12 protein-coding genes are annotated in these 12,735 nt (G+C 64.0%); 1 reads left to right on the top strand and 11 read right to left on the bottom strand.

Features of this window, described 5'->3' with window-relative positions; all coding sequences use genetic code 11:
• Nucleotides 1-40: 40 nt before the first annotated feature.
• Entirely contained in the window at nt 41-1,087 is a 1,047-nt protein-coding gene (locus FNU79_RS14640) for a zinc-dependent alcohol dehydrogenase family protein (RefSeq protein ID WP_225430095.1), read from the top strand.
• Between the two features lie 78 nt (nt 1,088-1,165).
• Here FNU79_RS14640 and FNU79_RS14635 read toward each other — a convergent pair whose 3' ends face one another.
• The 11 genes from FNU79_RS14635 to FNU79_RS14585 all read right to left on the bottom strand — a co-directional run bounded on the left by FNU79_RS14635 (nt 1,166) and on the right by FNU79_RS14585 (nt 12,735).
• Nucleotides 1,166-2,095: an acetamidase/formamidase family protein gene (locus FNU79_RS14635; protein WP_143721550.1), complete on the bottom strand. Its 930-nt coding sequence runs from the start codon at nt 2,093-2,095 to the stop codon at nt 1,166-1,168.
• Nucleotides 2,096-2,205: 110 nt separating this feature from the next.
• Nucleotides 2,206-3,804: an ABC transporter substrate-binding protein gene (locus tag FNU79_RS14630; protein ID WP_143721549.1), complete on the bottom strand. Its 1,599-nt coding sequence runs from the start codon at nt 3,802-3,804 to the stop codon at nt 2,206-2,208.
• 22 nt (nt 3,805-3,826) lie between these two features.
• A complete protein-coding gene (locus FNU79_RS14625; protein ID WP_124874988.1) occupies nt 3,827-4,747 on the bottom strand; it encodes an ABC transporter permease in 921 nt (306 codons plus the stop codon).
• Nucleotides 4,747-5,637 (bottom strand): ABC transporter permease, encoded by an 891-nt coding sequence (locus FNU79_RS14620; RefSeq protein ID WP_143721548.1) that lies wholly within the window; start codon nt 5,635-5,637, stop codon nt 4,747-4,749. Before FNU79_RS14620 ends, FNU79_RS14625 begins: the two co-directional genes overlap by 1 nt.
• Nucleotides 5,634-6,791, bottom strand: coding sequence for an amidohydrolase family protein (locus FNU79_RS14615; protein WP_143721547.1), 1,158 nt, complete (start codon nt 6,789-6,791; stop codon nt 5,634-5,636). Before FNU79_RS14615 ends, FNU79_RS14620 begins: the two co-directional genes overlap by 4 nt.
• 25 nt (nt 6,792-6,816) lie before the next feature.
• Nucleotides 6,817-8,151, bottom strand: coding sequence for a glutamine synthetase family protein (locus tag FNU79_RS14610; RefSeq protein ID WP_143721546.1), 1,335 nt, complete (start codon nt 8,149-8,151; stop codon nt 6,817-6,819).
• Nucleotides 8,148-8,927: a cyclase family protein gene (locus FNU79_RS14605; protein ID WP_143721545.1), complete on the bottom strand. Its 780-nt coding sequence runs from the start codon at nt 8,925-8,927 to the stop codon at nt 8,148-8,150. Before FNU79_RS14605 ends, FNU79_RS14610 begins: the two co-directional genes overlap by 4 nt.
• Nucleotides 8,911-10,080, bottom strand: a complete 1,170-nt coding sequence (locus FNU79_RS14600) for an ABC transporter substrate-binding protein (protein ID WP_143721544.1) — start codon at nt 10,078-10,080, stop codon at nt 8,911-8,913. The genes FNU79_RS14605 and FNU79_RS14600 overlap by 17 nt, the downstream gene beginning before the upstream one ends.
• Nucleotides 10,077-11,114 carry a branched-chain amino acid ABC transporter permease gene (locus FNU79_RS14595; RefSeq protein ID WP_225430094.1) on the bottom strand — a complete coding sequence of 346 codons (1,038 nt, stop codon included), beginning with the start codon at nt 11,112-11,114 and terminating at the stop codon, nt 10,077-10,079. The genes FNU79_RS14600 and FNU79_RS14595 overlap by 4 nt, the downstream gene beginning before the upstream one ends.
• The gene (locus FNU79_RS14590; protein WP_143721543.1) at nt 11,111-12,013 is read right to left on the bottom strand and encodes a branched-chain amino acid ABC transporter permease; all 903 of its coding nucleotides are present in this window, start codon (nt 12,011-12,013) and stop codon (nt 11,111-11,113) included. The genes FNU79_RS14595 and FNU79_RS14590 overlap by 4 nt, the downstream gene beginning before the upstream one ends.
• The gene (locus tag FNU79_RS14585) at nt 12,010-12,735 is read right to left on the bottom strand and encodes an ABC transporter ATP-binding protein (protein WP_143721542.1); all 726 of its coding nucleotides are present in this window, start codon (nt 12,733-12,735) and stop codon (nt 12,010-12,012) included. The genes FNU79_RS14590 and FNU79_RS14585 overlap by 4 nt, the downstream gene beginning before the upstream one ends.

The following is a 12,735-nucleotide window of genomic DNA, read 5'->3' as shown; positions in this document are numbered from 1 at the left end:
TTCTGGAAGTGCAAGCAGCTGACCCCAATAAGGAGAGTCAATGACGACAATGCGGGGCGTGGTGCTGCCGGGTGAGCGGCAATTCGAATTTCGTGATCTGCCCATTCCTCGGCCGCAGGCCGGTCAGGTGCTGGTGAGGATGAAGGCGTCGAGCTTGTGTGGCAGCGACCTCAGGGCCATTTACCGGCCCAAGGATCAGGGACATGGCCCCGAGGCGTACCGGGGCGTGATCGCCGGACATGAACCCTGCGGCGTGGTGGAGGAGGTAGGGCTGGGCGTGAAAACCTTTGCACCGGGCGATAGGGTGGTGCTGTATCACATCGCCGGATGCGGGGCCTGCGACGATTGCCGCGCCGGATACATGATCTCATGTACCTCGCCGCAGCGGGCCGCTTACGGCTGGCAGCGCGACGGCGGCCACGCGCCGTACCTGCTGGCCGAGGAGCGCACCCTCGTCCGGCTGTCCGACTCGCTCAGCTACGTGGACGGAGCCATCATCGCCTGCGGGTTCGGCACCGCTTTTGCCGCCTGCGAGCGGGCCGCCGTCTCTGGAAAAGACCGGGTGCTGATCACCGGACTTGGCCCAGTGGGACTGAGTGTGGCCCTACTCTGCCGCGCCCTCGGTGCCGAGGTGGTGGGCGTCGAGGGCGTCGCAGAACGGCGTGAACTGGCCCGCTCGCTGGGCTTTGAACAGATCGCCGAACCCGGTGAGGACGCCTTGGAGCAGTTGATGGCACTCAGCGGGCAGCGCGGCTTTGAAGTGGCCTTCGATTGCTCGGGCGTAGCGTCAGCGCGGCACCTGTGCTTGGAGGCGGCAAGGACGTGGGGACGGGTGGTGCTGGTGGGCGAGGGCGGCACCCTCAATTTTGAGCCCAGCCCGCTGCTGATTCACAAGCAGCTGAGCCTGCTGGGGTCGTGGGTGTGCAGCATTGGGCAAATGCAGCGCTTGGTGGAGTTGCTGGAGCGCTGGAAGCTGCACCCTGAAGTCACGGTGACGCACCGCTTCACGCTGGAACAAGCCCAGAGCGCTTACGAAACCTTCGATACTGGCAAGACTGGCAAAGTGGTGATCGTCTGGGACGACTGAGGACTGGCGTATTCCCGATGACAGGCGTCCTCACGGGCCTGTCGCCGGGAGCAGCCTACGAAGCTCCTCCTAGAGGCTCTAACTGAAAATACTCTTTGGCAAGTACAGCCCGACCAGCCAGTTGGGGGCGTCCACAATTTCGCTGATGCGCAGGTCGGCGCACACGCTGCACAGCAGGTAAGCGTCCTGGGCGCTGAGAGCGTACTCGGCCATCATCAGCTCAATCATGTTGCGGGTGGCGTCCTGCGCGGCGGCGTACAGGTCGGGGCCGATGCCAGTCGTCACCTGATAGCCCTTCTGGTCGATATGTGCGGTGACCGGGCCGGGCGTGGAGAAGCGCGGCGTTCTCAGCTTCGCAGCCTTTTTCAAGGTAAAACGCAGCGTGATGTGCATGGCCGATTCAATCGCCGTCCCGCACACCTCACCGTCGCCCTGGGCCGCGTGGGTGTCGCCCACCGAGAAGAGTGCGCCCTTGACCGCGACGGGCAGGTGGAGGGTGCTGCCTGCCGTCAGATCGCGGATGTCCATGTTGCCGCCCACCGCTCTCGGCGGCACGACGCTGTGATGGCCAGCCTCAGCGGGCGCGTTGCCGATGGTGCCAGGAAAGGGACGCACCGGCACCTGAATGCCGTGATGAAACTCCGCTGAAGTGTCGGTGTAATTCCATAGCTTGAGGTACGGCTCGGAAAATTCATCGGCTAGTAGCCCGAAACCGGGAATGATCGCCGTCCAGCCGAAGCCGGAGGGCCGGAACTCCAAAATCTCGACTTGCAGGGCGTCGCCCGGCTCTGCGCCGTGGACGTACACCGGGCCAGTGACCGGATTGATCTTGGAGAAGTCCAGCGCGGTCACGTCGGCGGAGGTGGACGCGGGCGTGAACTGGCCGCCGCCGGAATCGACGACTTCAAATTCGATGGTCTCGCCGCTCTCGACTTCCAAAGCGGGCGCTAGGCTGTTGTCCCAGCCGTAATGGTGATCGTGGATGGTGCATTTTGGTCTGGCGGTCATGTTGCTCCTTGCCATTGCATTTGTGGCGGGCGGCTTGTGGGAAAAGAGATGACACCGCCTCTCCCCACAAGCGCTTGCTCGGTCTTCTTACGGTCGGCCCAGCGCGGTCTTTATTTGACCGACAGCCGCTCGTAATTGATGAAGTGCGTCGGGTCAAGCAGATCGTCCACGCTGCCCACCAGACGATCAGACTTCATGGTGTAGCGCACCTCGTGGAAGACTGGCACCCACGCGGCCTGCTTGTTCATGGCGGCGAAAATGCTGGCGTATTCTTTCAGGCGGGCCGCTTGCTGAGCCGGGGCCACCATCCTATCGGCTTTGTCGGCGCGGGCGTCCAGCGCTTTGTCACAGATGAAAGGCCAGTTCCAGCCGCCCTGCACCGCACTTTTGCACGACAAGATCGGCCAGTAAAAATCACTGGGATCGGGATAGTCCTGCGTCCAGGCCAGCCCGCCTGACCAGACCATCGCCGCCGTCTTGGGCGTACCCGCCGCGTCGATCACGCTGCTCTGAGCCAGGCTCTTGAGCTGTACCCGCACGCCGATCTGGGCGAGGTCTTGCTGGATGCTCTGGGCGATACGCGGATTTGGGTCGGTGGAGGTGGTGTAGAGCGTGGTGTCGAAGCCGGACTTCAGGCCCGCCGCCGCCAGCAGCGCTTTGGCTTTAACCGGGTCGTAAGCGTACCCCGCTTCAGTCTTGTCGTAGCCGGGCATCAGCGGCGGCAGCACGCCTTTGGCAATCTCACCGCGCCCGTTGATGATCCGCAAAATCTTGGTTTTGTCGACTGCCATGTTAATGGCCTGACGCACCCGCAGGTCGTTGAGCGGCTTGATGCCGGTGTTGAGGCTCAGGTAGGTGGTGTTGACTGAAGTCTTGGACACCACGCTGGCCTTGAGCTTAGGATCACGGGTGACTTGCAGAAACTGAGCGGGCGGAATGCCGTCACCGAGCAGATCGATCTCGCCGCGCTGGAGGCTGAGGTAAGCCACGCTGGGGTCGAGGCCGACCTTGACGGTGACGCTGGCAAGTTGCGGCAAGCCCGGCATGAAGTAATTGGGATTGCGTTCAAACACGAGCTGCTGTCCGTTGACCCACAACTTGAGGGTAAACGGCCCGGTGCCGACGGGCTTGTGGCCAAAATCCTCTCCGGCGCTGGCGACCGCCTCCTTGGGTACGATGAAAGCGAAGTTCATGGCCATGATGTTGAGGAAAGCGGCGTTGGGCGCGTCCAGCGTGATCCGCAGCTTGTCAGGGGCCAGCACGGTGATGCCCGAGACCGCCTTGGCCTTGCCGTCCACGAACGCCTGTGCGCCCGCGATCCCGGTGTAAAAGCTCTGGCCCGGACTCTTGGTTTTGGGGTTGAGGACGCGCTCCAGGGTGTATTTCACGTCGTCCGCCGTCATCACCCGCCCGTTCTGGAACTTGACGCCTTTGCGCAGGGTGAAGGTATACGTCTTGCCGTCTTTGGAAACGTCCGGCATCTTGGCGGCCAGGCGCGGCGTCAGCGTCGTGGAGCCGGGTTTGTAGTCCAGCAGAGCGTCGAAGACCATCTTCTCCATCGGCCAGTTTTGGTAGTCGTAGCCCACTGCTGGGTCGAGGGTGGTCACGTCATCTTTGTAAGAGACGGTGATGTTGCCGCCCGGCGCGGCCAGAGCGCCGCCGAGCAAAAGGGTCAAACCGAGGAGCGCCGTTGTGGTCAGTGTTTTCATAATTTCTCCTTTGGAAACGGAACTACGAGTAGCGAATACGCGGATCAATGACGAGCTGAACGAGGTCGGCCAGCAGGTTGGCAAGCGTGATGACGACGGCGCTGAAGATGACAACCCCCACGATGACCGGAAGATCGACCACCCGGATGGCGTCCCAGACGAGTCGCCCTAAGCCCGGCCAACCGAAGACGCTTTCCACCACCACCACCCCGCCCATGAACACGCCGATATCCAATCCGATCATGCTGATGATGGGCGGTACGGCGTTGCGCAGGGCGTGGCGAATCACCACCCGTGAGGGTGATAGGCCTTTGGCGCGGGCGGTGCGGACATAATCGCGGGCCAGCACCTCCAGCAAACTGGAGCGGATCACCCGTGCGTACCAGCCCGCGCCGCCCAGCCCAAGGGTAAGGGCGGGCAAGAACAGGTGCGACAGTCCGCCGTAGCCGCCCAGCGGAAAGAGGTTCAGGCCGTAAGCCAGCAAGTAGACTAAGCTCAGGCCCAGCCAGAACTGCGGCGCAGAGGCTCCCAGAAAGGCGAAGCCCATCACCACCCGGTCGGGCCAGCGCCCGCGCCTGAGCGCTGCCCAGATGCCCAGCGGCAGGCCGAGCAGCAGCTCCAGGGCGATGGCCCCCAGCATCAGTTGAGTGGTCGGCCAGATGCGCGAGGCCAGCAACTCGCGCACGCTGGACTGCTGCTTGTAGGAGCGGCCCAGATCGCCTTGCAGCAACTTCCCGAGGTACTGCGCGTACTGGGCGGCGAACGGCTGATCTAATCCCAGCTCGCGCCGGATGCTGTTGACGGTCTGAACGCTGGCGCTCGGCCCGGCGACCAAGCGGGCTGGGTCGGCAGGCAGCAAAAAAATCAAGCTGAAGGTCATCACCGAGGCGATCAGCAGCACAAACAAGCTCTGCATCACCCGCGAGGCGGCGAACGGCAGCATCAGCCGTTCCCGTTGGGATCGAGCGCGTCGCGCAGGCCCTCGCCCAGCAGATTGAAGCCCAGCGAGGTGAGCAAAATGGCCGCGCCGGGAAACAGCACCAGCCAGGGCGCGGTGGTCAGGTAACTCTGTGACTCATTGATGATGCCGCCCCAACTCGGCGTCGGCGGCTGCACGCCCACACCCAGAAAGGACAGCGTGGCTTCTAACAGTACGGTGGTGCCGATGCCCAGCGACCCCCACACCAGCGCGGTGGGCAGCAGGTGCGGCGCGACATGTCGGAACAGAACCCGGGTGCCGGACGCGCCCACCGCCTGCGCCGCTTCCACGAATTCGCGCTCGCGTAGCGAAACGACCTGCGCATAGATGACCCGCGCCACCGCCACCCAGTTGAGCAGCGCGATCACCAAAGTCACGATCCACAAGCTGGGGCGCAGGATGGCGGTCAGAGCGATGGCGAGGAGCAGCACTGGGAAGGCCATCATCACGTCGGTAAAGCGCATGATCAGGGTGCCAACCACACCGCGCCACAGTCCGCCGAGTGCGCCCAGCAGCACGCCGATGATGACCGCCAGCCCGTTGGCGAGCACGCCCACCAAGAGAGACGCCCGCGCCCCCCACAGCAGCCGCGAGAGCAGATCGCGCCCTAGCAGGTCGGTGCCCAGCAGAAAGGTGCGGCTGGGCGACTGGGGTGCACCCTCCAGAGAGAGGCCGTCAGGGAACTGAAAATTGGGATCGTGTGGCGAAAGCCAGGGAGCCAGCAGCGCGGCCAGCACGATCAAAATGCAGATGACGAGTCCGGTCAAGGCGGCCCGGTCACGTGAGAAGCGCCGCCAGGCCACCGAGCGCGTTTTTGCAGCGGGCGCGGTTTTGACGACGGGCAGCGTGGTCACGCCTGAGCCTGTGTGGGCGCCGTTAGCTGCACAGGAGCCGGATACAGCGCCGAAGCATTTCCACGCAACAGCATCACGGCGGCTTCCTCAGCCTCGTTGGCCGTCAAATCGCCCACCCGCACGGTGTCGTCCAGCACCTCGCCCAGCATCCGGCGGCCCCAGCGAGCGCCCAGATAAAACAGCTCCGGCGTGCGCGAGGCGTCGGTGGCAAACAGGAGTTTGCTCAGCGGCGAGAGGTGCAGCGCCTCATGGACGTGTGTCCTCATGCCGTGCTGACTGAGGAAGGGAATGCTCAGGCTGAGATCGAGGTACGCGCCGGGGTAGACGCTGGCGAGGTAGCCCGCCTCGCGGGTAAACGGGTAGCAATGCAGCATCACGATTTTGAGGCCGCGCAAATCGGGGTCTTCAAACAGGGAGCGCAGATGGAGCGGATTGGCGAGGCGCAAATCAAGGTCAGGATCGCCGTAGCCGGTGTGAAACTGGACGGGCAAATCCACGTCACGTGCTACTCGCAAGGCCAGCAGCAGCGCTGTGTCCAGAAGTGGCTTGCTGGTGAGTTTTGGTGTCTCACCTGTTTTCAAGTCGCGTTTGAGGGCGTCGTAAGCAGCCTGCACCTCGCCCGCGTCCCACTTCTCCACCGCCAGCCCGGTGCGGTAAGCGATGACGCTCTTGAGTCCGGCCAGTGTGGGGGCGACTTGCCGCAGATGCGATTCAAACGAGTGAAGCAAATCGGGGACGCGGTCATGTTGCCAAACCAATCCGGCCAGCACCGCTTCCAGCCGCAGGACGCGCCGGGCTTGCCAGGGGAGCAGCGAATCCGATTCGGCCACGCTCATCAACTGACCCGTGAACAGGCCGTCGTCCAGCAGCACGGTGTCGATGTTGGCTTCACGGATCATGCGCCGCGCCACGTCCAGATAATCCGCCGCCTGCCGCGCCGCGTCCACCGCCGTTCTCTCTGGCTCGCAGCTGTAGAATTCAGCCAGCTCGCGCAGGGAGCGGCGGTAGAAGATACCGTGCGGGGTGTGGCGCTTCAGCACTTCGGGGTCGTAAGCTTCGGTAAAGTAGCTTTCCAATGGGGCCGTGCGCCAGCCCGCTTCGTGAAAGATGGCGTGGGCGTGGTGATCGAGAATCGGGATGTGATCGAGGTTCAAAGCAGTCTCCTGAGCGGAAGCGGAATTAGTAGACGAAACGGTGCATATGAAGTTCGGTGTCCTCGTTCTGAGTGGCAAAGTAGGCGGCCTCGGCGCGGCGCACAGCCGTAAACGAGCGGGCCAGATCGGGGCCGAGGGCCGCTTGAAGCACGTCGTCTTGCTCGCAAGTGGCCAGCGCTTCCGGTAACGATTCGGGCAAGCGTTGAATGCGGCGCTCGGCCCGCTCTGCGTCGGTGAGGTCGCCCGGCGGCTTATCCAGCGGCGCTCCGGGGTCTAGTTCGCGTTTCAGGCCGTCCAGTACACAGGCCAGCAGTCCGCCCAGTGCCAGATACGGGTTGGCGCTGGCGTCGCAGGTCTTGAGTTCGAAGTTGGTGCTGCCCCCGCCCGCGCCGCTCAACAGGTGGCCGCTGGCGACCCGCACGCTGGCCTCGCGGTTGTCCAAGCCCCAGCAGGCGTAGCTGCCCGCCCACCAGCCCGGCAGCAAGCGGCGGTATGAATTGACCGAAGGCACCGTCAGGGCGCACAGGCCCGGTAAATGGGTCAGCACACCCGCGATGGATTGCCGCGCCGTCAGGGACAATCCAAGATCGTCACTGGGATCATAAAAAGTATTGACTCCGTCTCGCCACAGACTCAGGTGAATGTGACACCCGCTGCCCGCTCCGTCCCTGACCGGCTTGGCGGCAAACGAGGCCCGCAGGCCGTGCTGACGCGCCACGCCATTCACCGCCATCTTGAACAGCACCTGACAGTCAGCGGCGACTATCCCTTCGGCAGGTGCAATGGAAATCTCCTGCTGGCCGGGGCCGGATTCGGGATAGTACATCTCGGGGCTCAGGCCATGGGCGTCCAGTGCCGCCAGGACATCCAGCGCGAAGGCGTTAGAAGCTGAAAAGCCCTCCAGCGCTCCGTACACGCTGCTGTCCAGCGGCTCTCCGTCCTTGAACAGGTAAAACTCGTTTTCAAAACTCGCCATCACCGTGAAGCCGAGTTGCCGAGCGGCCTCTACCTGACGGCGTAGGAAGTCGCGGGGGCAGTGCGCCCAGGCTTTTCCGTCCAGGGTCCGCATGTCGCTCACCATCGCTGCTGAGCCGGGCGCGTAGGGCAAAGTGACGTAACTGGCCGGATCGGGCACGATTCTCACTTCACCCACCGCGCTCAGGCCACTTTCCGGGACTACGCTGTCCACCATCATCGCCAGTGCCTGCTGACCCATACTCAGGCCCACGCCGCGCAGCAGCGCTCCCGGCAAACTGGGGCGGGTCACGGCCTTGGCACGGGTCAGGCCCGCGTTGTCGGTCCACAGGATGCGGGTGAGTTGGACGTCTTGCTGAAGGATCGTCTCGGTGTCGGGAATCATAAATGGATTGCCACCGCCCGCGCCGGGAAGCCGGAGCCGCCCCTCGGGTTGGGCCAGCTTGCCAGCAGCAGTGCGCCAGTTTCAGGCACTTTATCTAGGTTGGTGAGGAGTTCCAGTTGCCAGCAGTCGCGGCCCAGGATATAGGCTTCCAGGCTGTAATCGCCGTCACGGGTGCTAGAAATGCCGCCGTCGGTGTCGGTGGTTTCGTGGCCGACCGCCACGACGCTGCGCTCCTCCAGCAGCGCTTTCAGCACCTCAAGACTCCAGCCAGGGAAGTGGGCCACGCCCTCAGCGTCCGCGTTGGCCATGCGTTCCCGGTCCGGCCAGCGCTGATACCAGTCGGTTCTAAGAGCCACGAAACTGCCCTCCGGCACGCGGCCGTGTTGCGACTCCCAGGCTTCCAGATCGGCCAACGTGGGACGGTAATCTGGGTCGGCCTTCACCTGCTCGCTGATATTCAGCACGCACAGCGGCAGCAGCATTTCATTGACGCTCAGTTCGGAGATGGTGCGCCCGCCCGCCACCATGTGCGAGGGCGGATCGACGTGCGTGCCCCATTGCCCGACAAAGCCGTACTGATGCACCTCGAAGAGTGCGCCGTCAGCTAAGCTCACAAAATTGCCGAACGTTTGATCGGGAAAGGCCGGGAAGTGGGGCTGACCGGGAAAGAAGGCGTGGGTCAAATCGGTGTAGGTCGCGCCGCGAAGGTGCTGCTGGTAGGCGGCCCACAGGCCCGGCAACTGCTCAGACGTGGAAGGATCAGGGTTTGGGGACATAAGTAGGCGTCATCTCCGCCGCCAGGGTGAGTTCTTTGTTCTTGACGCCGATCACTGTCACGCCTTTCTGCGGCACCCGCGAGCCGGGCGCGTAAGTGATGGTGCCTGTCACGGTTTTGAGGTTCTTGGTGGTTGCCAGCGCCGCCTTGATCTTGGCCGGCTCATCGCTGCCCGCCCGCTTGATGGCGTCAGCCACCAGGTAAACCGAGTCGTAGCCCAGCGCGGCAAAAGCGTTCTCCGGCTCCTTACCAAAATCCTTCTGATAGCCGGCCATGAACTTCTTGACGGCGGGGGTGCTCTTGGGACTGATCAGGGCGTGGGTGGTAAAGTAGACGTTGTTGGCGCTCGTGCCGCCCACCTGCACCAGAAGCGGCGTGTCGTACCCATCGCCCCCCACGATCGGCGATATGATGCCCGCCTGCCTGACCTGCTTGACCAGCGTGCCGATGTCGTCGGGTAAAGCGGCGATGTAGAGGATATCCGGCTTTTGGGCCAGCGCCCGCAGCCGGGTGATCTGCGCCCCGAAGTTCTTGTCGCCGGACTTGTACGAGTCTTCCAAAGTGATCTTGCCGCCCGCTTTGAGGTAAGCGTCTTTGAAATACTTGGCGAGCAGAGTGGTGTACTCGGCGCTGCGGTCGACCAGCAGGTAAGCGGTTTTGCCCTTCAGGTTTTTGTAAGCGAACTCGGCTCCCACCGCCGCCTGTACGTTGTCGCCAAAAGGAGCCAGGAACATGGTGTCGCCGATCTGGGTGGGCAGTTGCGGTGAAGTGGCCCCTGCCGTCACGAAGGGCACGCCAGCCTTCTGAGCAATCGGGCCCAGCGCCAGAGCCGAGTCCGAGTCGGTGAAGCCCACGATGGCCCGCACCTTGGCGCTGCTGATGAGCTGCGAGGCGACGTTGGTGATGGTGGCGGCGTCACTCTTTCCGTCGTAGACGACCAGTTCCAGCGGGCGGCCCAGCACGCCCCCGGCGGCGTTGATCTCCTTGACCGCCAGTTTGGCCCCGTTGGCGGCGGGCGCGTCCAGGCTGGAGAGTGCCCCGGTGAGGTTGAACGCTCCGCCGATCTTGATGGGCGTCTTTCCCTGCGCCAGCGAGGGGGTGAGCGAGGCCAGCCCAGCGGCCAGCATCAAGCGGACGAGATTCTTATTGTTCATACAGCCTCCTGTTCAGATGAAGCGCCCTGAGACGCCTTCGATGAGTCAACGAGTTGAAGTTCGCGGTCGCCCAGCAGCCCTGACGGGCGGTAGACCATCACCAGAATGAACACCATGCCCAGCACGATCTGACTGACCCCGTAAAGCGGCGGCAGCGTGAGAGAGCCGAGCGAGAAGCCGCGCTCGAGGTTACGGAGCACCTCGGAGAGCAGCGTGACCAGCACCACGCCCACCGCCGCCCCGGTGAGACTGCCCTGCCCGCCCACCACCAGCATCGCCAGTTGCGTGACCATCAGGGCGAAGTAGAAGGTGGCCGGGGAGAAGGAACCGAGGTAATGGGCATACAGCGCACCGCCCACGCCCGCGAAGAAGGCCCCGATAATAAAGGCCATCAGCCGTGTGGGCAGTACCCGGATGCCGATGCCCTGCGCCGCGATCAGGTCTTCGCGGGTAGCCCGCATGGCCCGGCCAAACGGCGAGTACGCCACCCGCGAGAGGATAAATAGGGTCAGCACCATCCAGCCCAGCGCCCAGGGCAAGGTGGTGGAGGTGTCGATGCCGGTAAACGTCCGTGCCCCGCGCGTGAAGCTCTCGGCGTTGACCAGCACCACGTTGACGATGATCAGAAAGCCCAGGGTCGCGACGCTGACGTAGTTGCCGTTGAGGCGCATCAGGGGCGCACCCACGATCAATCCCACGAGGGCGCACAGCAAACCCGCGATCAGGGTGGCGGGCAGAAAGCCGAGTTGAATTTGCGCCAGCCAGCCGGGGAGGTAGGGCAGGTAAGCCAATTTTTTGTCCAGCGCCAGGGTTAGGATGGCGCTGCTGTACGCGCCCAGCGCCACGAAGCCCACATGCCCCAGCGAGAACACTCCGGTAAAGCCGTTGGACAGCCCCAGGCTGGAAACCAGCACCACGTTGACCGCCATCACGATCAGCACCCGCACGAAGTAATCGGGCATGAGCTGTGGCCCCAGCCAGGCCAGCAACGCCAATAGAACTAGGCCCACGCTGAGCCGCCAGAAGCGCGTCACAGCTTGACCTCGCGGGTGACATTGAGCAGGCCGCCGGGTCTGAGTAGCAGAAAGCCGATCAGCAAGCCGAACACGATGGCGTCGCGGTAGGGCGAGACTTCCGGCGGCAAAAAGGCCACGATCAGCACTTCCAAGGCTCCCAGCAGGTAGCCGCCCAGCACCGCGCCCGGCAAACTGCCCAGCCCGCCGATGATGGCGGCGACAAACGCCTTGAGCAGCGGCGTGAAGCCCATCAGCGGATCGACCACCCCGGCCTGCGCCGCCCACAGCACGCCCGCCAGCCCCGCGAAGGCCGAGGCCAGCATGAACGCCACCACGATGACCCGGTTGACCCGCACCCCGACGAGCTGCGCCGCGCCCAGATCCTCGGCGGCGGCCCGCATCCCCAGCCCGACGGTGGTGCGGCGCATGAACCAAGTCAGGAAGAGCAGCGAGACGAGGGTCAGGCCCACGCTCAACACATTGATGTTGGTAAAGGTCACGCGTCCGTCCGCCAGACTCCACAGTTTGGTCATCCAATCGGGCAGCGGGAAGTTGCGCGGCGAGGCGGTGAACAGCAGAATACCCAGGTTTTCCAGAATGAAGGTCAGCGCCAGGCTGGTCAGCAGCATGGTCACGTCGGGTGCGCCGCGCACTGGGCGGTAGGCCACCCGCTCGATGATGACGCCCGCCAGCGCCGCGACGGCGATGCCCAGCAGGCAGGCAGGCAAGAAGCTGAGGCCGGAGGTGGTCAGCAGCACGGTGGCGAACGCCCCGATCATCATCATGTCGCCGTGCGCGAAGTTGGAGAGTCGCAGGATGCCGAAGATCAGAGACAGGCCCACCGCGATCAGGGCGTACAGGCTGCCTACGCTCAGAGCGTTCACGAGTTGCTGGAACAGGTACTCAAAGCCGGTCACGCCGCGCCCCCACCCAAGTAAGCCTGCGCCACTTCCTCACTCTGGCTCAGATCGGCGGCGCTGCCGGAGAGGGCCACGCTGCCGGTTCGCAGCACGTAGGCCCGGTCGGCCAAGCCCAGCGCGGCGCGGGCATTTTGTTCCACCAGCAAGATGGTCACGCCCGTTTCGCGCAGCTCGCGCAGGATCTTGAAGATTTCTTTGATAATGAGCGGAGCCACGCCCAGCGAGGGTTCGTCCAGCAGCAGCAAGCGTGGGCGGGCCATCAGGGCGCGGGCCAGCGCCAGCATCTGCTGCTCGCCGCCCGAGAGCGTGCCCGCCGCCTGACTGCGCCGCTCGGCCAGAATCGGGAAGAGGCTCAGCATCCGCTCGGTGTCACTTTTAATCCCCTCGCTGTCACTCCGCACGCTGGCTCCCAGCCGCAGGTTTTCCAGCACGCTCATGCCGCCGAAGACCCGCCTTCCTTCCGGGCAGTGCGCCACGCCCCGCGCCACCACCTCGGTGGGACTCAGGCCGGTGAGTGGGGAGCCGTCCAGTAAAATCTGACCGCTGGCGACTTTGATGAGGTTAGAAATGGCCCGCAGGGTGGTGGATTTGCCTGCGCCGTTGGCTCCCAACAGCGCCACGACTTCACCGGCATACAGGTGCAAGCTGACGCCCCGCAGGGCGCTGACCGCGCCGTAATTGACGTAGAGATCATTCAGGGCGAGAAGCGGCTGATTCAT

Origin of the sequence: Deinococcus detaillensis (assembly GCF_007280555.1) — a bacterium.
Taxonomy (GTDB): Bacteria; Deinococcota; Deinococci; order Deinococcales; family Deinococcaceae; genus Deinococcus; species Deinococcus detaillensis.
Note: the sequence above shows the minus strand (reverse complement) of the source record. Positions and strands in the feature narration are given on the sequence as shown.

Bases quoted from the DNA above. Each gene is read 5' to 3' on its own strand.
- FNU79_RS14640 (WP_225430095.1), top strand. From the start codon at position 41: ATGACGACAATGCGGGGCGTGGTGCTGCCGGGTGAGCGGCAATTCGAA.
- FNU79_RS14635 (WP_143721550.1), bottom strand. From the start codon at position 2,095: ATGACCGCCAGACCAAAATGCACCATCCACGATCACCATTACGGCTGG.
- FNU79_RS14630 (WP_143721549.1), bottom strand. From the start codon at position 3,804: ATGAAAACACTGACCACAACGGCGCTCCTCGGTTTGACCCTTTTGCTC.
- FNU79_RS14625 (WP_124874988.1), bottom strand. From the start codon at position 4,747: ATGCTGCCGTTCGCCGCCTCGCGGGTGATGCAGAGCTTGTTTGTGCTG.
- FNU79_RS14610 (WP_143721546.1), bottom strand. From the start codon at position 8,151: ATGATTCCCGACACCGAGACGATCCTTCAGCAAGACGTCCAACTCACC.
- FNU79_RS14605 (WP_143721545.1), bottom strand. From the start codon at position 8,927: ATGTCCCCAAACCCTGATCCTTCCACGTCTGAGCAGTTGCCGGGCCTG.
- FNU79_RS14600 (WP_143721544.1), bottom strand. From the start codon at position 10,080: ATGAACAATAAGAATCTCGTCCGCTTGATGCTGGCCGCTGGGCTGGCC.
- FNU79_RS14585 (WP_143721542.1), bottom strand. From the start codon at position 12,735: ATGAATCAGCCGCTTCTCGCCCTGAATGATCTCTACGTCAATTACGGC.